We start from the raw sequence: 21,495 nt of genomic DNA, 5'->3' as shown, positions 1-21,495 counted from the left end.
AGGAAAGAGATATGCAGAAAAAATTAATTACAATAATAACCGAATCAATACTGGAATCGATGCTCGTACAAGACCTGAAATCCTTAGGCGCAAAGGGTTATACGATTGTTGAAGCGCGCGGAAGCGGCGCACACGGCACAAGGAGCGCAGATTGGGGACAGAGCCAGAATATTCAGATAGAAGTAATATGCGGAGAAGAGACCGCAAAGTCTATTCTGGACCACTGTCAGAAAAAGTATTATTCAAATTATGCGATGGTTATATTCACAACCGATATAAATGTTCTGCGCTCAGAAAAGTTCTAATGGAGATAAAATGAAAGAGCTTAAAACAAATCAGAAATTATTACTAGTCTCCGCCATTATTACAATCACGGGAATTGTACTTTCAGGCCCTGTTGGAATTTTGATTGCACAGATCAGACCTCAGCCGGAATGGAGAGAGGAAATTACATTTGTTGCCAATTATCATTTTGTTCAGAATATTCCTTACATGTTTGGTTTTATTCTGATGCTCGGGTTTACATTATTTATTTCTGCATCATTCAGATTGGCATCCACGGGACTTCAGAAGATTCTCCGGTCTGCGGCAATTATTTTTACTTCGGTTTACGCGGCAATGGTTGGACTCAATTATGCTTTTCAGATTGCCCTGGTTCCTGCATTGATTTACAAATCCCCAACTTTTGCGGCATTGTTTACTATGGCTAATCCAAAATCGGTTGGATGGATTCTGGAAATGTTCGGCTACGGATTTTTAGGTGCCGCGACAATTCTTATCGCACCCGTATTTAGAAAAGGAATTCGCAGGAAATTAATACGATACCTTCTGATTGCTAACGGTGTTGTTAGTATTCTGGGAGCTGCTGCTACAACATTGGGAACCGGATGGCTCATGGAATGGCCCGGGATTACAAGCGTAATAATCTGGAATATTTTAATCCTGGTTATAATGACGTTGGTAATTGTAGATATTTACAAAACCAAACTTGCCGAATAAAAAGAATTAGGAAAAACAATCTGCCATTCCCAATTCTTAATTGCATTTAATAACCTGCGGCCTGCCCGTCTTTTCTCGATTCCGACGCACCGTAATAAACTTTATTAACCGGATCGAACATAATCGCCTGGTAGCCGCCGTAGTTGCCAACGTCGTAACGAACCTTGTGGCCCATTTTTATCAGCTCGCGGATCACTTCATAATCAAAAGCTGATTCGAGGCAGACCTCCCCGCCGGAAGTCATCTTTTCGCCGGTCGGTTCAGAAGAACCTTCATGGAGAATCCTGGGCGCGTCCCCGGCTTCCTGAATATTCATCCCGAAATCTATAATGTTCATAATGATCTGAACGTGACCTTGAGGTTGAGTAGCTCCACCCATTACACCGAAGCTGAGAAAGGGCTTTCCGTCTTTAGTTACAAATGCAGGAATGATTGTATGGAATGGTCTCTTGTGCGGCTCATAAGTGTTGAAATGTCCTTCTTCGAGCATAAACATTTCCCCTCTGTCCTGCAGCACGAATCCGAGTTTATACGGCGTCATTCCGCTTCCCATCCCGCGGTAGTTGCTTTGAATAAGTGAAATCATATTCCCATCTTCATCGGCAACTGTTAAGTAAATTGTATCACCATCATTCAATGCGGGATTGCCGGCATCGAAAGTTCTTGCAGCACGTTTATCGTCAATAAGTTTTCTTCTCTGCTCTGCATACTCTTTCGATATTAATTCGTTAGTTGGAATTTTATTGAACGCGGGATCGGCATAAAATTTCGCGCGGTCTTCGAATGCGAGCTTCTTTGCTTCAACAAAATAATGGATATGCTCTTTAGAACCGAAGCCAAAATCCTTAATTGGATATTTTTCAAGAATGTTCAGCAATTGAAGTGCCGCTATTCCCTGGCCGTTCGGCGGTAATTCCCAGACATCGTAACCGCGGTAATTTGTTGATACAGGCTCAACCCACTCCGATGAATGATCCGCCATATCTTTATAGGATAAAAATCCACCGACTTCTTTCATATATGCATCTATAACTTCTGCAACCTCGCCTTTATAAAAATAATCTCTCCCTTCTTTGGCAATTCTCTCGTATGTATTGGCGAGATAGGGATTTGTCCAGACTTCCCCTTTTGCGGGTCCGCGGCCGTTCTTCATAAAAATTTCTTCGAAGCCCGGAAATCTTTTTAACGACTGGGCATTCCTCTGCCAGTAATAAGAAATCAATTCCGAAACCGGAAATCCCTCGCGCGCGTATTTGATCGCTGGCGCAAGAACTTCAGTCATTGGAAGCTTTCCGAATTTTTTTTGCAGTTCGAACCAGGCATCTACTGCGCCCGGCACGCTAACCGGGAGCGGTCCAAGCGGAGGGATCCGTTTAATATTATTTTTTTTAAAGTAATCCAGCGTGAGTGAATATGGCGAGCGTCCGCTACCGTTCAATCCGTATAATTTCTGATCCTTTGCGCTCCAGACAATTGCGAACAGGTCTCCTCCTATTCCGCTTCCTGTCGGCTCCATCAATCCGAGACATGCATTAGCGGCGATAGCAGCATCTATTGCGCTTCCCCCTTTCTTGAGTATATCCAGAGCGGCCTGGGTTGCAAGCGGCTGACTGGTTGCTGCCATTCCGCGCTTTGCAATAACTTCGGATCTGGTAGCAAATTCTTTTCCTGTAATACGGTCCTGTGCAAAATTAAGTGCTGCTGCGAGAAGAAATAAAAAAGGCAATATTTTTTTCATTTTAATACTCTGTCAAAATTTAATCGTAAATTAATTTATTGATAGGAAAAGCTAAAGTATTTTTGTAAATAAATATGTTTGGAACTTAGACAGAGAACTAACAAATAATCAGGAGGAGAAATGTTATTTATAATTGCATTAATTATCGCAGTAGCTTCTTTTTTTGTCTACAAAAGCATGAGAAAATACGGCCGGTATCAGGAGGCCAGAATCTCAATAGCGGGAATTGTATTAGGAATTGCAGTTGCAATTCTACAAATCTTCACCGTTGTCCCTGCGGGAACAGTGGGAGTGGTTGATTTTCTGGGAATGGTAAGTGATAACACACTGAAGGCAGGAGTGAATTTTGTTAATCCGATGGCCCGTGTTATCAATTTCAGCATTAAGACGCAGGAATTAAAGGAAGTAATGAATGTACCCTCCCAGGAAGGTCAGAATGTTCAGCTTGAAATAAGTCTTCTTTATGCGCTGGACCCTGATAATGCTTCCAAGATTTACAAAACTGTCGGCGAAAATTATTCTGATATTATTCTAATACCCCAGTTCCGGTCGGTAGTACGCGGCACAACAGCAAAGTATGAAGCCAAAGCCCTTTATACTTCTTCAAGAGAAGTGCTCGCCTACGAAATAAAAGCCGAGCTTGAAAAACTTGTCGGGCCCAGGGGAATACTGATAGAGGCGGCACCTCTTCGTCAGATTGCTCTGCCGGCCGGTTTAACAGCATCTATAGAAGAAAAGCTGAAAGCTGAACAGGAGAGCCAGAGAATGCAATTCGTTCTTGAGCGTGAGAAACAGGAAGCCGACCGCAAAAGAATCGAAGCTAAAGGTATTGCCGACTTCCAGGATATTGTTGCAAGAGGAATCAGCCAGCAGCTGTTACAGTGGAAAGGAATTGAAGCAACAGAAAAACTCGCTAACTCTCCAAATTCTAAAGTGGTTATCATCGGTTCGGGTAAAGATGGTTTACCAATAATTCTTGGCAATCAATAGTGCTTTTTTACTGCGAAAAGTCCGCTTTTTGAGGGCGGACTTTTTCACTTTAAACAAAACCCGGGCTTTTATTATATTTGTCCCGTGAAAAAGATTATACAAATATCATTTGCGGTAATTTATTTTTTTCTTACAACCGGATTTACCGTAACGCTCCACTTCTGCGGCGGTGAAGTAAGTGATGTAAGCATTGTAAGAACTCACGGCGATGAAGATCCCTGCGGATGCGAACCGACATCGTGCATGGATTCATGCTGCCTTGATGATGTAACAACTATTAAATTATCCGATTCTCACAAATCTGAAGCGAAGTTCGAACCAAACTCGTTTCAATTCGTTATTGCTTTAATCCCTTCAGAAGATTTATCCGGTTACAAAACTGTTACCGATATTTCATCAGATCAAATTGTTTGCGATTCAGGACCGCCTGATTTATTCCTTCAAAACTGCTCTTTCCTGATTTAAAATATTTCTCCATTACTTCTTGAACAAAGAATGCGGGAGAGGACTATCCTTTCCTTAACTTATATTTTTAAAACTAAGGAGAAATATCATGAATAAGCTCTTATCATTAATAGTTATAATGTTGATCGCTGTTTCAACAATATCCGCTCAGGAAGAAAAAGTAACCGAGACTGAATTTAAGGTGTTCGGTAATTGCAATATGTGTAAAACCAGAATTGAAAAAGCCGTTAAGATTGACGGTGTTAAGTATGCAAAATGGAATAAGAACAGTAAAATGCTAAGGGTAATTTTTGAAGCGCCGGCAACAGTAGACTCGTTACAGAAAAAAATTGCCGAAGTGGGTCATGATACAGAAAAGTATAAAGCAAAGGATGATGTGTATGCAGCACTTCCCAAATGCTGCCTCTACAGAGATAATCCGGCTACCCATTAAACTTATTTTTAATTAATAGATGAAATAAAATGAAAACTTTAAAAATATTTTTCGTACTGATGATTCTGTCCGGGTCCCTGATTGCGCAGAATAAGCTTAGCGGCTTTGTAAAAGAGAAAGACGACAAAGGAATTCTTAAACCGCTTATCGGTGCAAATATTATCTGGCAGAATACATCAAGAGGCACTACAACAGATATCAATGGTGCCTTTGAGATTGGAATAACAAAAGAGTCCGACACTCTTGTAGTAAGCTTTATAGGCTATAAGACCGAGAAAGTTGGTGTTGGAGATCAAAGAAGTATTGAAGTTGTGCTTGAACCGGACTCAAAAGAATTGAATGATGTTGAGATCGTGGGAAAACAGAGTGCTTCTTTTCAGGATTATAAGGGAATTGAAAACACAACTGTAATGACAAAGAAGGAATTGCAGAAGGCCGCATGCTGCACTCTTGCAGAAAGCTTTGAGACTAATCCTTCTATCGACGTATCCTTCACGGATGCAATTACTGGTATGCGTCAGATAGAAATGCTTGGACTCGCAGGAACATATACTCAAACCACAATGGAGAATCTTCCTTACATAAGGGGTCTTATGAATAACGTGGGATTGAATTTTGTTCCCGGAACGTGGATCAACGCTATAAATGTATCTAAGGGAATTGGATCGGTTGCTAACGGCTTCGAATCAATTACCGGCCAGATTGATATAGATATGCAAAAACCGTTTAATGAACTGGAATCCAACCCCGGTTTTTTAAATCTCTACGGCGATAACGAGCAGAGGTTTGAGGGAAATTTCAATTACCGTTTTCAGGTAAACGAAAACCTCTCGTCCATGACCCTTCTTCATGCAAGTTCGAGACAGCACAGAAAAGACATCAATTCTGATCTCTTTATGGATATGCCAACATTCAACACCTTTAATATCATGCAGCGTTGGCAATATCTCTCTTATCAGGGGTGGGAGAGTCAGCTCGGATTTCAGATCGTCCGGGATGATAAAGAAGGCGGTACAACAAACCGCGATTTTAATACGGCTCCCTCTTACCGGTTCGGCTCTTCAAACAAACTGTTCAATATCTATGGAAAGACCGGCTATGTTTTTCCTGATGACGACCATAAGAGTTTCGGAATTCAATGGTCTTATAACAGTTACGATAATTCCTCACGGTTCGGCAGAAGAGAATATTCGGGAAAAGAAAAAAATCTCTACCTGAATTTTATATACCAGTCCGAATTGTGGGATCATTTCAACACGTTCAGAACCGGCGTCAGCTTCGTCTACGATCAATTTAACGAATCATTCAATTCGGTTAATTACAACCGGATTGAAAGAATACCGGGTGCATTCTTCGAATATACTTACAAGCCTAACGAGGAGCTTTCTGTAGTCGCAGGTTTACGTGCAGATAATCATAATGAATACGGTTACTTCTTAACGCCACGAATTCATATCCGTTACAGTCCCGATCCCGATTGGGTGATACGTGCTGTGGCCGGACGAGGATACAGAAGCTCAAACATATTTACCGAATACGCTTCAAGCTTCGCAAGCGCGCGGACAGAAAATATTATCAGGTCCAATAATTTCGGTTATGGTCTGGCTCAAGAATCAGCCTGGAATTATGGTCTGAATGTAACTTACTATTTCCTTTACGGATATCGTGACGCAAGCATATCATTCGATTTTTACCGGACTTCATTTGATAAAGTTAATATAGCTGATATCGATACAGACCCGCGAAGAATAATCTTCAGTTCGGTTGAGAACGGCGCTCATTCTACAAGTTTTCAAACCGAGCTGAATATAGAACCGTATGAATTTTTAAATGTCAGACTCGCGTACAGGTTTATAGACGCACAGCAATTAATCAACAGCACCTGGAAGGAGAAACCATTTTCGGCAAAGCATCGTGCCTTGCTTAACCTCGGTTATGCAACAACAAGGGAATCGATGGAAGACGCGCAGATGCTGTACGATCTTACTATTCAGTGGTTCGGAAGTAAAAGAATTCCTTCAACCGATGCAAATCCCGTCAACCTCAGGGGAAGATCTTCATCGCCTTCATTTTTTATAGTGAATGCTCAGATAACCAGATCGTTCGGTTCGCTATTCGATTTTTACATCGGTGGCGAAAACCTTCTCGATTTCCGTCAGAACGCTCCAATAATCGATCCCGGAAATCCCGACGGTCAGTATTTCGACGCTTCATTAATTTGGGGGCCGATTAGCGGTAGAATGATTTATGCGGGATTAAGGTATAAAATCTAAAAGCATCTTCTAAATCCAATATTCTATGCCGGATGTTAAACAGTTTTTGTTTTTCATCCGGCATTATTATTTAACAGGGCTTTTGTATTTTTGATGAGAACTAATTAATCTTTTTCAGTTAAATGTTATTAATGTAATAGGGAATAAAGTGGCGGCACCTACAAAAATAAAACTTCACAAACAGGATCATCTGGAAATTATCTGGGATAACGGGAAGGTTCACAAATTTCCGTTAAGATTTTTGAGGGATGAATCCCCCGACGCGGGCAATAAAGGCGAAACAATTCTCTGGAAACATTATGCCCCGCCGCCCAAAGAAAAAACGAAACCGGAAGGATATGAAATAGAAAAGATCGAAACGGTCGGGAGCTATGCAATTCAAATTACCTGGAAAGACGGCTACAACTACGGGATTTATTCCTGGGAATTACTTCAACGCCTCGGCGAGTATTTGAGTGTAAAAGAGAATCTTCATCAGGATTTTGAACACGATCATAACGATTGACGGGTTTTAAACGTAAGGCCTAAAAAAAATCCCGGGAGGTACCCCGGGATTAACCACTTCCGAATCACAATAACTTTTTAATATGATCTTCGTATGCTTCTTTGGAGATCAGGCCTTCGTAGCTGGCGACAATTTTCCCTTCTTTATCAACAATAAATGAAGTTGGTATTGCCCTTATACCACCGTACTGCTGATAAACACTTGTGTTGCCGTAAACAACCGGGTAATTAATTCCATAATCTTTAATGAATGGAACAACGTCCGGTTTAGTTTCCTGATCAACCGAAATACCGATTATTTCAACGCCCTTAGACCCGTACTTTTTCTTCAACTCTACGAGGTCCGGAATGCCTTTACGGCAGGGCGGGCACCAGGTTGCCCAGAAATCAAGAATAACAACCTTCCCTTTATAGTCAGAGAGTTTCAATTTTTTACCATCGCTTGTAGGCAGAGTAAAATCGGGAGCTATAACAGATTTGGACTGTCCGGCCGGCTGATAATTAGGGGGATATGGACCCTGTTCTGGTTCGCTGCCTGTATTGTTAACTACGAAAAGAAGAAGTATAAGACCAACAAAAAAACCTGAGTAAATCCAGCTTCTCTGTTTTTTTGTAAGTCCGGCTTTTTTGTCATCTATTTTTTGTTTCGGATTATTCATTTTCTCCTCGGAAATAGTGTTTGAAAATATTAGCTCAATAAACTATTTAAAACTAATTAACTTTTTTATATAACATCAAGTTCAATTCGCCGGTAAATCTTTCTATCTCTTCATCATTAAATCCCTTCTCCTTTGCAGCATTCTCGAGACTTCCCCAAATTGGTTCGCCGCATCTTAAACAGCGGATTCCGTTCTCCATGAGATAAGAAACCGCTTCGGGAATCAGGTTTACCAGTTCCTCAATTTCAATTTCCTTACTTATTTTCTTCCGGCTGCTCATTCTTCTTTCCTGATGGTAAGACAAGTATTGCGGCAATTAATGCGCCGTAGAAAGTTGATATAAAAGGATTGCTTGTAATGGGACAGGTTCCGCTATGGCAGCCAATAAAGAAATAATAAGCGTAGCCTAAAACCGCTCCTCCCAGAACCGGCAGTATTTTCTTAACAATAAAATATTTATCCAGTTTCATGCAGTCACACTTTTTAATGCTTCTTTAACTTTATCCAGAACCATTTGTTCCGGTGCGGCACCTTCAATAAACGTATTCTCGTTAATAACTGTTCTGGGAACACCGCGAACATTGTATTTATTGGACAGATGAGGAAATTCGGTCGCCTCTACCATATCCCCTTTTATTTTGTCGTTAAGATATGAGAACTTATGGGCTGTTACAACTGCCTGCGGACAGTAGGGACATGTCGGGGTTACAAACACCTGCATATGGACTTCGTTTTCAATTTGTTTGATGCTATCAACAAGATCCTGCGGAAATCCGGTTTCACCGGTACCGAGCATTTTAATATCCTCCAGGAGAGACGCAAATTCGTAACCGCTCGGAATTCCGTAAAATCTAATTCCATAGTCTTTACCGTTTTCATCAAGCAGAACGGTGGCGGGAATTTTATCAACGCCATACTTCAACGCTTCATCTTTATCAACAACAAAATTCTTTACATCCAGAAGAAGCTTATCGGACACTTCAGAAAGTTCGGTCAGAATTGCTCTGGTCTCCTTGCAGTACTGGCATTCGATTTCCTGCGTAAAGAATACAATTTGAACTTTTTTTGTAAGAACCGAAAGCTGAGCTGCTAATTCGGCTCTGATTTTTTCATCAAGATACATTTATTTCTCCATCTTTAATTTTTACAATGGTTTGATGAATTAAAGAGCTAAAAGATTCAGGCGGTTTGCTTGCTCTTATATTACCCTTTTGATAGTTTTGAACCATAATTAAGAAAATACTGGAGCACCTGATGGCTGGAAATACAAAACACTTATATATGACCGTTTTTCCCAATAATGCATTGATTGCATCGCAGCTCGAGCCTGAACAGTTCGGGGAACATTATACGACGGGAAGTGCCAAACATTTTAGTCAGAAAGTAATGTTCGCCGAGATAGATATAAATTTCCGCGACCCTTATTTTGAAATTGACAAATACCTGGCCGAAACCGTTGAGCATGCGAACGGGGAGCCGAAGAAAACAAAATTTATAAGTTCATATAATGTTCTTGAACACGTTCCTCTTTCGGCTATAAAAAAACTTTATCTTGTAACAACCAATGGAAAAGTTCTTCCTTTAGAGCCTTCAACCGACACACATTATCACGACCCGAGAAAGATCCGGATCTACCAGGAAATCTGCCCGCTCGACACACTGGTTGTTTCCAACATTGACCATAAGGAATTCGGAAAAATTATTACAACCCAGAAAGCAAAGGGAGCTCCGAAAATTCTTTTTACACAAATCGATTTCGATGTAGATCATTTTCTGGAAAGCAACAAGAATCATGATATTCCGCATATCGATCTTCCCGCTGTAAATCCCTCAAGATTTTTCGACTGTATTTCAGAACTGAAGGATCATCCCGAAAAGGTTACGAAGACTATCAGCCTGGGAGGAATCTTGCGCGATATTTCTTATAAGTTTCTACGTCACGGTTTCTGGTTTGCCTGCTGCGATGAGTTAAAGTTTTTCCCGATGCCCTCTATCGACGAATTGGAAAACAAATATTTCTACTGGTGGAAATTCGTCAGATAAATCTTTTTTGATTCAAGGGGTGAGGTTATTTTTTCCCCTCACCCCATTTCAAAACGTCTATTCTTACCCTGGTTAATCCCTTTTCAATAAAATCGAGTTCTTTGGCTGTACCGAGAGATAAGTCGATTATCCTGTCCTCCCAGTACGGCATTCTGTCGTTAATTCTAAGTATAACGCTTCTGTCGTTTGAAAGGTTTGTAACCCGGATAATTGTTTCCATAGGGTAAGTCTGGTGTGCTGCTGATATCCCGTTCATATCATATACTTCTCCGTTATAAGTTATTCTGCCGTGATATTTATCGGCATAAAAGGATGCGATTCCCTCAACTGATTCAAGTACGGGATAATCATCGTATCTGTTTAAATCTTCGAGCGGTCTGTTAGTACTATCGGGGGGTTCAATTTTATGGGTAGTAAACCGCGGAGCCGGTGCACAACCGAAAAGGAAGGAAATAAAAAAAAGAACGACGCAGAACAATTTAAAATTGATAAACCTGATACCGGACTGTTTTAAAATGGCAAAGGGAGCGGTTTCCCGCTCCCCTACTTGCCGCAACTTGAACAGCGAAGTACCAGCCGACTTACTGAACAAGGCAGCAATTACTGCCGCTTTAATATATTTCATTATGCTGTCGTAATGAATGACCTGTATCACGTGAATTAATCCAAAGTAGGATTTTTTCAACACGTTAATTGTAGCCGAGTGATTTTATAAAATCCGGAGTGAGTTGAACCTCGAGCTGTTTTATTGTATATGTTCCAAATACCCCAAGTCCGCCTCTTATATTAGTAGCGTCCGGCTGATTCACCCGGACAGAAAACTCGTCCAGAAAAGTTTTCTGAATCGCATAATAAGTTGCCAAGCCTGCATCCATTATCAGAAGCCGGAAAAGCGCTTTTTCAATTTTGTAACCGCTCTTATCCTGATCCCCTTCGGCTATTTCAACAATCGCTTTTTTAATTGCCTCCATTTCAAATCCGGCGTTTTTAATACCCGACTGAATTTGCGGATAGATCGGCAATTCTCCTGTTTCAAGATTAGCATAATAAAGAGGAACCTTCTTCTGTTTTTTTTCAATCACTCCGTTTTTGTCATGAGTATATAGAATTACCAGTTCGGGAGCGTAATAAACACCCCGGCTTCCGGGTGCGAGAAGAAGTTCACCCCAGCTGAAATTAATTTTACTCGTTGAAGTTTGAGAGGATATAGTAGTAGTGGTGGTTGTAAGAAAAACCGATAATACGGAAATAATCTCGCTTTCCGCACTCAATATTCTCCCGTCCGGCATTTCAGCTTCAATCCGGATCGGCAGGCTGTATTGAGGCTGAAGCCCTTTAAGGTAGTAAATGTTCATAGGAGTTTTGAATCTCGAATCTCCGCTTCTGGTAATTGCGGTATCGCGGAAATTATAAACTGTATTATTGTAAAATACTTTTATCTTTGCTCCCCTTATGAAAGGGTCATTAGTACTTTCGAGAGGATTGAATCCCTCAATATCATAAGAATGCGATACAGTAGCAGCCTGGTAGTTTGTATCGGTTCTGATTACGCAGCTAAGCACGTATAGATCCTGAAAGTCTGCTTTTGGACTGACTTCATCGTCACACGAAATAAAGGAGATTATAGACGCTATACCGGTTAGAAAAATTAATAGTTTTTTCATAATTCAACCTTAACTGTGGCGGTTGGAAGGAAAGGAAGCATGTCCACCCGCTCACCTGTATCTCTTCTGAAATAAAATAGATTTTTTCTGTTATAAACATTTAAAGCACTTACATCAAGATATAGTTTTATGTCGCCTATCTGAAACTTTTTGGACAAACTGAGATCCAGGCGGTGATAATCCGGCAATCTTCCTACATTTTTTTCCGAAAGAAGAATGAATGGATTAAAAGAGTCGATAAAAGAACCGCTCGACTGAAGATCGTCAATTGTAAGTCTTTCGTAATATCCGGCGATTTGAGTAAACGGCATCCCGCTTGAATATGTCCACATTGCGCTTGCAAGCCATCCTTTTCCGAAATCGTATTCCATAGATAAATTGACAGTATGACGGGAATCGTAACGTGGATAATATCTTACCCCGTCAACTTCCTTGAATGCATAAGCCAGTGAGTAGGAGGCCGAGAGATTGACCGGAGTATTCATGTAACGGGTCTGGAATTCAAGCCCGTATGCTTCTCCTTTTCCGGCAACCAGGTCGTTGTCGAACGGGAAATATTTATTCTCATTTAGAATCGAAATATTCTTAAGAATCTTATAGTAACCTTCGATATTAATTGAGAAAAACGGATTGGGTGTAAATTCGAATCCGCTTATATAATGAATAGCGCTGGAGGGTTTTAAATATAGCGGTGTAATAATCCAGGGCTCGAAAATAGTTACAACCTCGTTTTCATCCGAGACGGTTACCAGGTCCTGCATAAAAATTCCCCAGGATGATTTAAATGCAAGTTCCGGAATAAACCTGTACGTTAAACTCATACGCGGTTCCATAAAGTAGGACTGTCCGCCACCTGCTAGGCGCGTAACATTTACCCTTGTTCCGAAATCGGTACCGAAATTTGAATATCTAAGGAACTTATAACGCAGATATGCGCTGATGCTGGTTCCGTTTGAGCCGGCATTATTAATCTGTCCGCGGAAATTCTCAAGCAGAAGTTTGGTTTTTACTTCGGATATTTTGAAACCGCCGCTTAATTCATCCTTGCTGTCGTATACATAACTGAAATCCATTCGCATTATAACATCGTAGATACGATTGGTAACTCCCTTGGCTCCGCTCTCGTTCGGAATTCTCTCACCGTTAAATTCACTCATCCCAACTTCAACCTGATAAAGAAGGGGTGAGTCCGATATCTGGAAGTAATTCAAATTAAGTGTTGTATTCGACCACTTAAAGTCCTCGCGTTTTACATTATCATTAAGAACTTTATCGCTGCTGTGAAAGAAGCTCAGTGTAAATTTCGAGTCTTCAAGAAATTCATTGTCAGAATAATTCACCTTTGCAAAAAAATCATAGAAATCGGCCGGGATAGTATTATTATTCCTGAATTTTTTAAGAATCTGGTCGGAATAATTTTTCCTGAAGCTCGCAATAAACGATCCGTTTGGTATGGGGCCTTCTATCAATCCTTTTGCTGTTAAAAGGCTCAGACTTCCCTTGGCGCTTATATTATTTCTGTTTCCGTCGCGGGTTACAACTTTAAGTACCGACGAAAGCCTCGAACTATATTCTGCCGGAAATCCTCCCTTGTAAAATTCAACAGTACTGACCATATCGGGATCGATAGCACTGAAAATTCCGAGAGCGTGAAAAGGATTGTAAATCGGTACGTTATCCAGCAGAACAAGGTTCTGGTTACTTGAACTTCCGCGCACATAAAATCTTGCAGATACGTCGCCTGCAGTCTGAACTCCGGGCAGATTCTGAAGCGCCCTGAAAATATCGAGCTCAACTCCTTTGGGAAGAGTCTCAATATCCCTGATTGCAAGTTTCTGAAGACTTAGATCGGTCGCATTTTCCTTAGCGACGCGCTCACCAATCTTTTCTATTGTCTGAAGCTGAATGCTTGCGGGTTGAAGCAATACCTTTACATCAGTTACTCCGTAGGGTTCGGCTCTTATCAGAATTTCCTTAGGCTGATATCCTATATAGGAAATTTTAACCGTAAGAATCTGATCATGCGGAATAGATGCCATTATAAAGAATCCTCTGTGGTCGGTAGAGGCGCCCCTGTTTATTTCCGGAATATAGATATTTGCATACGGCAACACTTCACCGCTAGTGGAGTCGGCAACAAATCCACGCAGAATTCCTCTATACTGTGCGTGTAGAACCGGAACGAAAATAAGTAGTAAGATTATAACTGTTTTTTTCATAGAAATTTCTTTTATGTAACGGACAAAATTAAACAAGTATTGATTTGAAAGAAAACCTTTTCTATTAAGTAAATATTCTCATTGTAAATTCTACAATTGCACTGTTTTTTCCAATGGGAAAAATTTGTTACCTTTTGCGGGCAATTTTTCAAATGTTTCGCTGTAGCGAATTCTCTCCCCGGCCCCTTCTAAATCACAATTTAAGTTAAGGCGTTAAATTGAATAAACAAACCGCACAAAAAAACCGGGCAAAGCTTATACTGAAGGACGGCACCTTCTTCGAAGGCAATCTTTTCGGCAATCATAAATCTGTTGCCGGAGAGGTAGTATTTAATACCGGAATGGTAGGTTACCCCGAGACATTAACAGACCCTTCTTATCGCGGTCAAATACTAGTAATGACATACCCGCTTGTGGGCAATTACGGTATACCCGAATTAAAGTCGTCTGATGATATACCTTCTAATTTTGAATCGAACAGAATTCAGATACAGGGACTCATCGTATCGGAGCACTCGGATTCCTTCAGTCACTGGAATGCCATTCAGAGTCTGTCCGAATGGTTAAAGAAATATCAGATCCCTGGAATTTCCGGAATTGACACCCGGCAGCTTACAAAAATCCTGAGGGAACACGGAACGATGTTAGGTAAAATTGTTACCGGCAACGATAAAATTGATTATTACGATCCAGATTTCGATAATCTTATTTCTAAAGTTACAGTTAGAAAAAAAGAAACTTACGGCAACGGCAGCATTAAGATTATGCTTATCGATTGCGGATGCAAAAAAAGTATACTTACAAACCTGCTTAATAGAGATGTAATCGTTACCAGAGTTCCATATGATTACAATTTCGAAGGTGAAACTTTTGATGGTGTGGTAATTTCAAACGGACCGGGTAATCCGGCAGTTTATAAAGAGCTGGTTGAATCAGCAAAAAAATTATTGAAGCGGCAGATCCCCGTTCTCGGAATCTGTATGGGTCATCAAATCCTTTCACTGGCTGCCGGGGCAAAAACATACAAACTAAAATACGGTCACAGAAGTCAGAATCAACCCGTTAAAGAAGTCAATTCAAACAAATGCTATGTAACTTCTCAGAACCATAGTTTTGCAGTTGATACAAAATCTCTTCCGCGCGGCTGGGAACCTTGGTTCGAAAACCTGAACGATTATTCTAATGAAGGAGTCCGTCATGAGAAACTTCCGTTCAGAAGCGTTCAGTTCCATCCCGAAGCGGCGCCGGGGCCTGTAGATACTTCATTTATCTTTGATGAATTTTTGAATGATATAAAGTAGGTCGGCAATAAATAAATCGAAATGCCAGCATGAAACTTTAAAGGGAAATAATGAAACACAAAAAAATTTTAATAATCGGAAGTTCAGCTTTAAAAATAGGCGAGGCGGGTGAATTCGATTACTCCGGTTCCCAGGCAATTAAAGCGCTAAAGGAAGAAGGAATATATACAGTTCTGATCAATCCGAACATTGCGACAATTCAAACATCCGATTATCTGGCCGATAAAGTATATCTTCTGCCGATCAATACGCATTACGTAGAAAGAGTGATAATAAAAGAGAAACCCGACGGAATAATACTCGGGTTCGGCGGACAGACCGCGCTTAACTGCGGACTTGCACTGCATAGAGAAGGGATTCTAAAAAAGTATAAAGTTCAGGTACTTGGTACACAGATCGACGCGATTGAAAATACCGAGGACCGCCAGCTTTTCTGTAACAAACTTTCGGAGATCGATGTTAAATTCCCGCAGAGCAAAGCTGTTAACTCTGTTGAAGATGCAATCGAATACGCCGCAAAAATCGGTTATCCGGTAATTATCCGGATTGCTTATGCACTTGGCGGACTCGGCTCGGGTATCTGCAGAAACAAAGCCGAGGTTAAAAAACTTGCTTCGAAGGCCCTTTCATATTCCTCGCAGATTCTTGTGGAAGAATATCTTGAAGGATGGAAAGAGATCGAATACGAGGTTGTACGCGACAGATACGATAATTGCATTACCGTCTGCAATATGGAAAACCTGGATCCGATGGGAATTCATACGGGTGAAAGTATTGTTGTAGCTCCGAGTCAAACTCTATCGAATAATGAATATCATATGTTGAGAGAGGTTGCTATAAAAACTATCCGGCACCTTGGAATAGTCGGCGAGTGCAACATACAATATGCACTTGATCCTGAATCGGAGGATTATAGAGTAATTGAAGTTAATGCACGTCTCTCCAGAAGTTCTGCCCTTGCTTCAAAGGCTACGGGTTATCCGCTGGCATTCATTGCTGCAAAGCTGGCTCTCGGTTTCGGATTACACGAGCTCCCTAATTCAGTTACCAAAACCACCAAAGCATTTTTCGAACCGGCTCTCGATTATATTGTCGTTAAAGTTCCGCGGTGGGACTTAAAAAAATTCAGACTTGTAAAACGCCGTCTCGGTTCATCAATGAAATCCGTCGGCGAAGTTATGGCGATTGGAAGAAAGTTTGAAGAGGCCATCCAGAAAGCGATGAGAATGCTCGATATCGGTGTGGAAGGATTAACCGCAAGCAGAACCAAGGTTGAATTCGAAGAGCTTGAAGAGGCTCTGCGGAATCCGACAGAGGAAAGAATTTTTGCCGTTATACAGGCGCTTAAACAGGGCTACTCGGTTGAATGGATTCATTCTTTAACCCACATTAACAAATGGTTCCTGCATAAAATCCGGAATATTGCTGAAATCGAAAAGAAAATTTCAGAAATTGGAAAACTAAGCAAAGAACTCCTCCTGGAAGCTAAACAGCATGGATTTTCCGACAGGCAGATTGCCAACGTAATAGGAAAAGACGCTCACGATATTTATCTGCAGCGTAAAAAATTCGGTATCAGTCCGTTTATTCAGCATATCGATACACTTGCCGCAGAATATCCCGCAAAAACAAATTATCTGTATCTATCGTACAACAGCTCAATACATGATTTCGATTTCAAATTAAAAAACAGTGTGGCAATAATCGGTTCCGGTCCTTATAGAATCGGAAGCTCTGTCGAATTCGACTGGTGCTGTGTAAATACGGTAAAGACACTTCGTTCGCTCGGTTATAAAACAGTAATGATTAACTGTAATCCTGAAACGGTAAGCACCGATTACGATGAGTCCGATGCCCTCTTTTTTGAGGAGCTTACCACCGAAACAATCTGGGAAATATACGATGCGATTAAAGCGAGAGGCGTTATCGTATCCATGGGCGGACAGACTCCAAATAATCTTGCTCTCAAGCTTCATAAAGTCGGTATTAAAATACTCGGAACATCACCTGAATCGATCGACAAAGCAGAGGACAGGAGCAAATTTTCTGAAATGCTCGACGAACTCGGAATTGAACAGCCGGAATGGAGTAAATTATCGACTCTCCAGGATGCTCTCCTCTTTGCCAATAAGGTCGGCTACCCGGTACTTGTAAGGCCCTCTTATGTTCTAAGCGGTGCCGCAATGGCAATTGCAACAGATGATATGGAGCTCACAAAGTTTTTACAGAAAGCAGTGGATGTATCACCCGAACAGCCCGTTGTAATATCTAAATTTCTTGTAAACGCAAAAGAACTTGAATTCGATGCGGTCGCACAGAACGGAGAGATTGTCTGTTCGGCTATTTCGGAACACGTTGAGAATGCAGGTGTCCATTCCGGTGATGCAACGCTCGTGCTTCCGGCTCAGCGGACATACCTGGAAACTATGAGACAGATAAAAAAATTCTCTTCGGACATTTCAAAGTCGCTCAACATCAACGGTCCTTTTAACATTCAGTTTTTAGCAAAGGATAATAAAGTAAAAGTGATTGAATGTAATTTAAGAGCATCGCGGAGTTTTCCTTTCGTTTCTAAAACACTGAAGAAAAATTTTATTGATGTGGCTGCCAGAGTGATAATCGGCCGAAAAGTTGAACCTCTTTCGGACAACATTTTCAAATTCGATTATGTCGGCGTAAAAGCCCCGGAGTTTTCTTTCACGCGTCTTGAAGGAGCCGACCCGACAACAGGAGTTGAAATGGCTTCAACAGGGGAGGTTGCCTGTCTGGGTGATGATTTCGACGAGGCTTTCCTGAAAGCTCTCGCCGCGGTCGGCTACAGATTTCCTATTAAATCGATATTGATTTCATCCGGAACGATCGAATCGAAATCCGAACTCCTTGAACCGGCCCGCCAGCTTCTGAAGCTCGGAGTCAGTTTTTATGCAACACCCGGTACGGCTAAATTCATGAAGGCAAACGGAATTCCGGTGGAAACTCTTGAGTGGCCTTTGAGCGGTAAATCCCAGAACTCCGTCGATATACTCAAATCCGGTAAAATCGATCTCGTTATAAATATTCCTAAAAATTTCCAGGCCGACGAATTAACAAATGATTATATGATCCGCCGCACCGCTGTTGATTATAAAATTCCTCTTATTACAAACAGGCAGCTGGCAATGCGGCTTGCAGAAGCTCTGACTAACAAAGATCCCCGGAATCTTGAAATTAAAAGCTGGGATCAGTATTAAGCGCCGGATGGTTTACACTGTTTAAATTTATAACTATCTTTGTACAGCATTAAAGTGAAAGCTTGATATGAAATTAGAAAACAAGCCCTCATTATTGATCGTTGAAGATGATTTCGAAAATCAGAAGTTTCTCCAGTTCTTCCTGCGCAGAAAATTTGATGTCGAATTATGCGACTCGGCAGATACCTTCTACCGGAAACTGAACGAGAAGAAGTTCGACATTATACTGATGGACATTTCCCTTAAAGGTAAAAAGGACGGGCTTCAATTAACACGTGAATTAAGAAACTCCAGCGAATATAAAGACCTTCCTGTAATCGGACTTTCCGCACATGCGTTTCAGAAGGATAAAGATAACGCTTATGATGCCGGTGTTGATCTCTTTATTACCAAACCGGTCCAGAACGATAATTTGATGGATGCTCTTTTCAACACACTTGAACAGAAAACCGGTAAAAAATTCTTATAAACTGCCTGATTTAAGCCGTAACCAATTTACTCCTCTTATCGTCTAAAATTCCGAAATTAATTTAAATAAGGTATCGCTATGTTCAAGAAATTCCTTTTGACAGTCTTTTCTCTCCTGGTTATTACGTTCAGCATTAACGCCCAGAATTACCAATCAAAAAGCAATGACTGGGACTGGGATTGGGATGATGAGTGGTGGCACTGGAGAGGGGGGAATCCTTTGATTGAAGTAAACTGGGGACTCGGCAATCCGATGCACGACAAGCTCATAAGCAAATTTTCTCCGATAGGGCTGGCGGAATTGAAACTCGGATTTGCATCCTTCGATAATTTTGAGGACGAAGAAATTATTGAATTTGAAGAGAAATTCTCTTTCATCTCATGGGTTGCAACCAGACTTCAATCCGAAAAAAGAAAGCTGGATGAATTACCGACTGAATTGTTCCGGTTCGGATTCGGAAGAAAGAGCGGTTACGGTTATGAATTCGGAAATGTTAAATTCCTGCCGTTTACGCAAACGTCTGCTATCTGGTCAAAACTTGAAATGAAAGATTATCCTGTTTCAATCTTCCCCGCCGTTTCATTGCAAAGCGCAATAGATGATACGGAAATACTAAAGCGGTTTGACGGAAATTTCCGGTTTGGTACAACTACAGAAGGCGGAATCAGCTTTAGCGCCGGATTGATTTCTTTAAATGCGGGCTATGAATCGGCAGTAATATTTCCCCGATATGTATTCTGGAAACATATCGGCAGTTATGCAATAGAAGCCGCCGGCCTAAATGCCCTTGATCATTTTGTTGACGAAGTTCTGGACGCTTCTCCCGCAGCCGCGCCTATTGTTAATTTTCTTCTTAAGAACGGTTATAATTATCTCTTCTATACTTTAAAGAAAGAGAAAATGAACTGGCCGTTTAATTCGGAAACTCCTTTAACATACGAGACATTCAAATTCGGAGTTACTTTTACTTTTTAATCATACAAAAAAATCCCCTCTAATGTGAGGGGATTTTTTTAAATCTGCATCAAACATTCTAATATTTGAATATATGCGCCTGCCAGGGCTTCAGTTCAATAAACAACCCGGCACTATGGATTTCTTCGGCGGATCTCAGGTAGTTCTGATCGTTAAGCAAATCTCTAAGCTCGAACTCCTCGGGAAATCCAATTAAATCAAATTTCAATCTGCACGTTGAAATCATGTTTGAGTAGTTAACTACAACAAGTCGTCCTTCCTCGTTTAGGTTCCAGCTCCATGCAAGGATGTTCAGAAAAGAATGATTCCCTTCCCAGGATGTACCGGGTTCAAGCAGGAGCCATTTCCCCTCTTTAAATACACGGTGAGATGTAATAGCTAAGAGTCTGTTATAGAAATCGGAGAATTCCGGATTAATAGTTTCTTCGGGTTCCCGGCCTAATTGAACCGGAAGTTTTATTTTTTTCCCTTCGAACTGCCCGTCGTTATAAAATCTCATTCCCTGAACAGTACTTATAATAATTGCAGCGGCTTTCGATTTCTCTTTCCCGAATGATGGAACGGCTCTTTCTTCATCGTGATTTTCAATAAACCTGATCGATTTTCTCTGATATTCATCCTCAGCAAGGAGATGCTCTTTAATAACACTCACATAATCACTTCTAAGTCTGTCAGTTAAACTCTTATCGTATGTATAATCGAACCCAAGCTGTTGCAGCTCCCATTCAAGGTCCCAGTAAGCCTCGGCAATAAAAAGAAAGTCCGGGCGGGCGTTTTTAACTTTCCGGATAGTTTCCGACCAGAACTCCTCCTTAATTTCAGATTGATTAGTTCTGGCCAACACCCCCGTCCATGTATTTTTAAAAACATTGTTAAGCGCAAGCATTGCCATATCGCATCTTACTCCGTCGCAAATCCCGGTAAGATTAAGCACGGTGTCTGATAAAAAATCTCTTGCAGGCCTGCTGAAAAAATTCACCTGCACAGTATCCTGCCAAGCCGGGAAAAAAGGATCGCGACCGTGGGCAAAATAATTTTCACCTTCCGCACCAGTTCTGAAGTAAGTATGCGGATCGCGATCAAATAATTCTTTATCAACATTAAGAAAAATGTCCGGATTTGTTTTTAAAAGATTGGATTCCACATTGAAATGATTTGGAATAAAATCAAGAATCAATCCAATCCCCCGCCTGTTAAGCTGCGATTTAAGATTTATCAAATCTTCAGGACTACCGAGTGTTTCGTTAATTTCATAAAGATCAACAGCAAAGGGGGAACCGATAACATCCTCTTTCTGCCAGTTTTTAAGAGCACGGCTGTAATTTCTCACCAGGCCTTCTTCGAAACAATATTTTTCAACCGATGAAGGGCATGTTTTCCAGATCCCCATAAACCATACATAATCAATTTTCAGCTGTGAGAGATAGTCGAGATAATCATCCGGAATTTTATCAATTCGGGCATTTGGACCGAATCTTTTAAGAAACACACGGGTATTAATTTCATATATAGATGGATTATAACTCATCCGGT

Annotated in this window: 21 protein-coding genes; 12 read left to right on the top strand and 9 right to left on the bottom strand. The window is 41.0% G+C overall.

Annotated features, from left to right (window positions below):
• The first annotated feature begins 11 nt into the window (after positions 1-11).
• Both PLZ15_05940 and PLZ15_05935 read left to right on the top strand, forming a co-directional pair.
• Complete coding sequence (locus PLZ15_05940; GenBank protein ID HOI29288.1) at positions 12-305, top strand: hypothetical protein; 294 nt, start codon at positions 12-14, stop codon at positions 303-305.
• A gap of 10 nt (positions 306-315) precedes the next feature.
• Entirely contained in the window at positions 316-999 is a 684-nt protein-coding gene (locus PLZ15_05935) for a hypothetical protein (protein HOI29287.1), read from the top strand.
• 46 nt (positions 1,000-1,045) lie between these two features.
• Here the strand turns inward: PLZ15_05935 and ggt are convergent, their stop codons facing one another.
• Positions 1,046-2,737: a gamma-glutamyltransferase gene (ggt, locus tag PLZ15_05930; GenBank protein HOI29286.1), complete on the bottom strand. Its 1,692-nt coding sequence runs from the start codon at positions 2,735-2,737 to the stop codon at positions 1,046-1,048.
• A 120-nt stretch (positions 2,738-2,857) separates the two neighbouring features.
• On the opposite strand from ggt, the gene PLZ15_05925 reads away from it, so the two are divergent.
• The 5 genes from PLZ15_05925 (at position 2,858) to PLZ15_05905 (ending at position 7,403) form a co-directional block, all read left to right on the top strand.
• The gene (locus tag PLZ15_05925; GenBank protein HOI29285.1) at positions 2,858-3,727 is read left to right on the top strand and encodes a prohibitin family protein; all 870 of its coding nucleotides are present in this window, start codon (positions 2,858-2,860) and stop codon (positions 3,725-3,727) included.
• 84 nt (positions 3,728-3,811) lie between these two features.
• The gene (locus tag PLZ15_05920) at positions 3,812-4,192 is read left to right on the top strand and encodes a hypothetical protein (protein ID HOI29284.1); all 381 of its coding nucleotides are present in this window, start codon (positions 3,812-3,814) and stop codon (positions 4,190-4,192) included.
• An 88-nt stretch (positions 4,193-4,280) separates the two neighbouring features.
• Complete coding sequence (locus PLZ15_05915) at positions 4,281-4,625, top strand: hypothetical protein (protein ID HOI29283.1); 345 nt, start codon at positions 4,281-4,283, stop codon at positions 4,623-4,625.
• Positions 4,626-4,654: 29 nt separating this feature from the next.
• Positions 4,655-6,898, top strand: a complete 2,244-nt coding sequence (locus tag PLZ15_05910; protein HOI29282.1) for a TonB-dependent receptor — start codon at positions 4,655-4,657, stop codon at positions 6,896-6,898.
• 148 nt (positions 6,899-7,046) lie between these two features.
• A complete protein-coding gene (locus PLZ15_05905; protein HOI29281.1) occupies positions 7,047-7,403 on the top strand; it encodes a DUF971 domain-containing protein in 357 nt (118 codons plus the stop codon).
• Positions 7,404-7,467: 64 nt separating this feature from the next.
• Here PLZ15_05905 and PLZ15_05900 read toward each other — a convergent pair whose 3' ends face one another.
• From PLZ15_05900 to PLZ15_05885, 4 genes are read right to left on the bottom strand one after another with little or no spacing between them, the layout of a single operon-like run.
• Complete coding sequence (locus PLZ15_05900) at positions 7,468-8,061, bottom strand: TlpA disulfide reductase family protein (protein HOI29280.1); 594 nt, start codon at positions 8,059-8,061, stop codon at positions 7,468-7,470.
• A 52-nt stretch (positions 8,062-8,113) separates the two neighbouring features.
• A complete protein-coding gene (locus PLZ15_05895) occupies positions 8,114-8,341 on the bottom strand; it encodes a DUF1858 domain-containing protein (protein ID HOI29279.1) in 228 nt (75 codons plus the stop codon).
• Entirely contained in the window at positions 8,316-8,531 is a 216-nt protein-coding gene (locus PLZ15_05890) for a DUF6132 family protein (GenBank protein ID HOI29278.1), read from the bottom strand. Before PLZ15_05890 ends, PLZ15_05895 begins: the two co-directional genes overlap by 26 nt.
• Complete coding sequence (locus tag PLZ15_05885) at positions 8,528-9,184, bottom strand: thioredoxin family protein (GenBank protein ID HOI29277.1); 657 nt, start codon at positions 9,182-9,184, stop codon at positions 8,528-8,530. The genes PLZ15_05890 and PLZ15_05885 overlap by 4 nt, the downstream gene beginning before the upstream one ends.
• A 131-nt stretch (positions 9,185-9,315) precedes the next feature.
• Between PLZ15_05885 and PLZ15_05880 the strand changes: the two genes are divergently transcribed.
• Entirely contained in the window at positions 9,316-10,104 is a 789-nt protein-coding gene (locus tag PLZ15_05880) for a hypothetical protein (protein HOI29276.1), read from the top strand.
• 25 nt (positions 10,105-10,129) lie between these two features.
• On the opposite strand, the gene PLZ15_05875 is transcribed toward PLZ15_05880, so the two are convergent.
• The 3 genes from PLZ15_05875 to PLZ15_05865 all read right to left on the bottom strand — a co-directional run bounded on the left by PLZ15_05875 (position 10,130) and on the right by PLZ15_05865 (position 13,987).
• A complete protein-coding gene (locus PLZ15_05875; protein HOI29275.1) occupies positions 10,130-10,729 on the bottom strand; it encodes a septal ring lytic transglycosylase RlpA family protein in 600 nt (199 codons plus the stop codon).
• A 64-nt stretch (positions 10,730-10,793) separates the two neighbouring features.
• Complete coding sequence (locus tag PLZ15_05870; GenBank protein ID HOI29274.1) at positions 10,794-11,768, bottom strand: DUF4249 family protein; 975 nt, start codon at positions 11,766-11,768, stop codon at positions 10,794-10,796.
• Positions 11,765-13,987 carry a TonB-dependent receptor gene (locus PLZ15_05865; protein ID HOI29273.1) on the bottom strand — a complete coding sequence of 741 codons (2,223 nt, stop codon included), beginning with the start codon at positions 13,985-13,987 and terminating at the stop codon, positions 11,765-11,767. Before PLZ15_05865 ends, PLZ15_05870 begins: the two co-directional genes overlap by 4 nt.
• Positions 13,988-14,205: 218 nt before the next feature.
• On the opposite strand from PLZ15_05865, the gene carA reads away from it, so the two are divergent.
• The 4 genes from carA to PLZ15_05845 all read left to right on the top strand — a co-directional run bounded on the left by carA (position 14,206) and on the right by PLZ15_05845 (position 19,962).
• A complete protein-coding gene (gene carA / locus PLZ15_05860; protein HOI29272.1) occupies positions 14,206-15,288 on the top strand; it encodes a glutamine-hydrolyzing carbamoyl-phosphate synthase small subunit in 1,083 nt (360 codons plus the stop codon).
• Between the two features lie 50 nt (positions 15,289-15,338).
• Positions 15,339-18,518: a carbamoyl-phosphate synthase (glutamine-hydrolyzing) large subunit gene (gene carB, locus PLZ15_05855; protein ID HOI29271.1), complete on the top strand. Its 3,180-nt coding sequence runs from the start codon at positions 15,339-15,341 to the stop codon at positions 18,516-18,518.
• 67 nt (positions 18,519-18,585) lie between these two features.
• Entirely contained in the window at positions 18,586-18,987 is a 402-nt protein-coding gene (locus PLZ15_05850; protein ID HOI29270.1) for a response regulator, read from the top strand.
• A gap of 78 nt (positions 18,988-19,065) precedes the next feature.
• Entirely contained in the window at positions 19,066-19,962 is an 897-nt protein-coding gene (locus PLZ15_05845; protein HOI29269.1) for a hypothetical protein, read from the top strand.
• 58 nt (positions 19,963-20,020) lie between these two features.
• On the opposite strand, the gene PLZ15_05840 is transcribed toward PLZ15_05845, so the two are convergent.
• Positions 20,021-21,490 carry an alpha-amylase family glycosyl hydrolase gene (locus PLZ15_05840; GenBank protein ID HOI29268.1) on the bottom strand — a complete coding sequence of 490 codons (1,470 nt, stop codon included), beginning with the start codon at positions 21,488-21,490 and terminating at the stop codon, positions 20,021-20,023.
• Positions 21,491-21,495 lie beyond the last annotated feature (5 nt).

The organism is Melioribacteraceae bacterium (assembly GCA_035362835.1).
Classification (GTDB): domain Bacteria; phylum Bacteroidota; class Ignavibacteria; order Ignavibacteriales; family Melioribacteraceae; genus DSXH01.
This window is presented reverse-complemented; position numbering and strand designations above follow the sequence as displayed.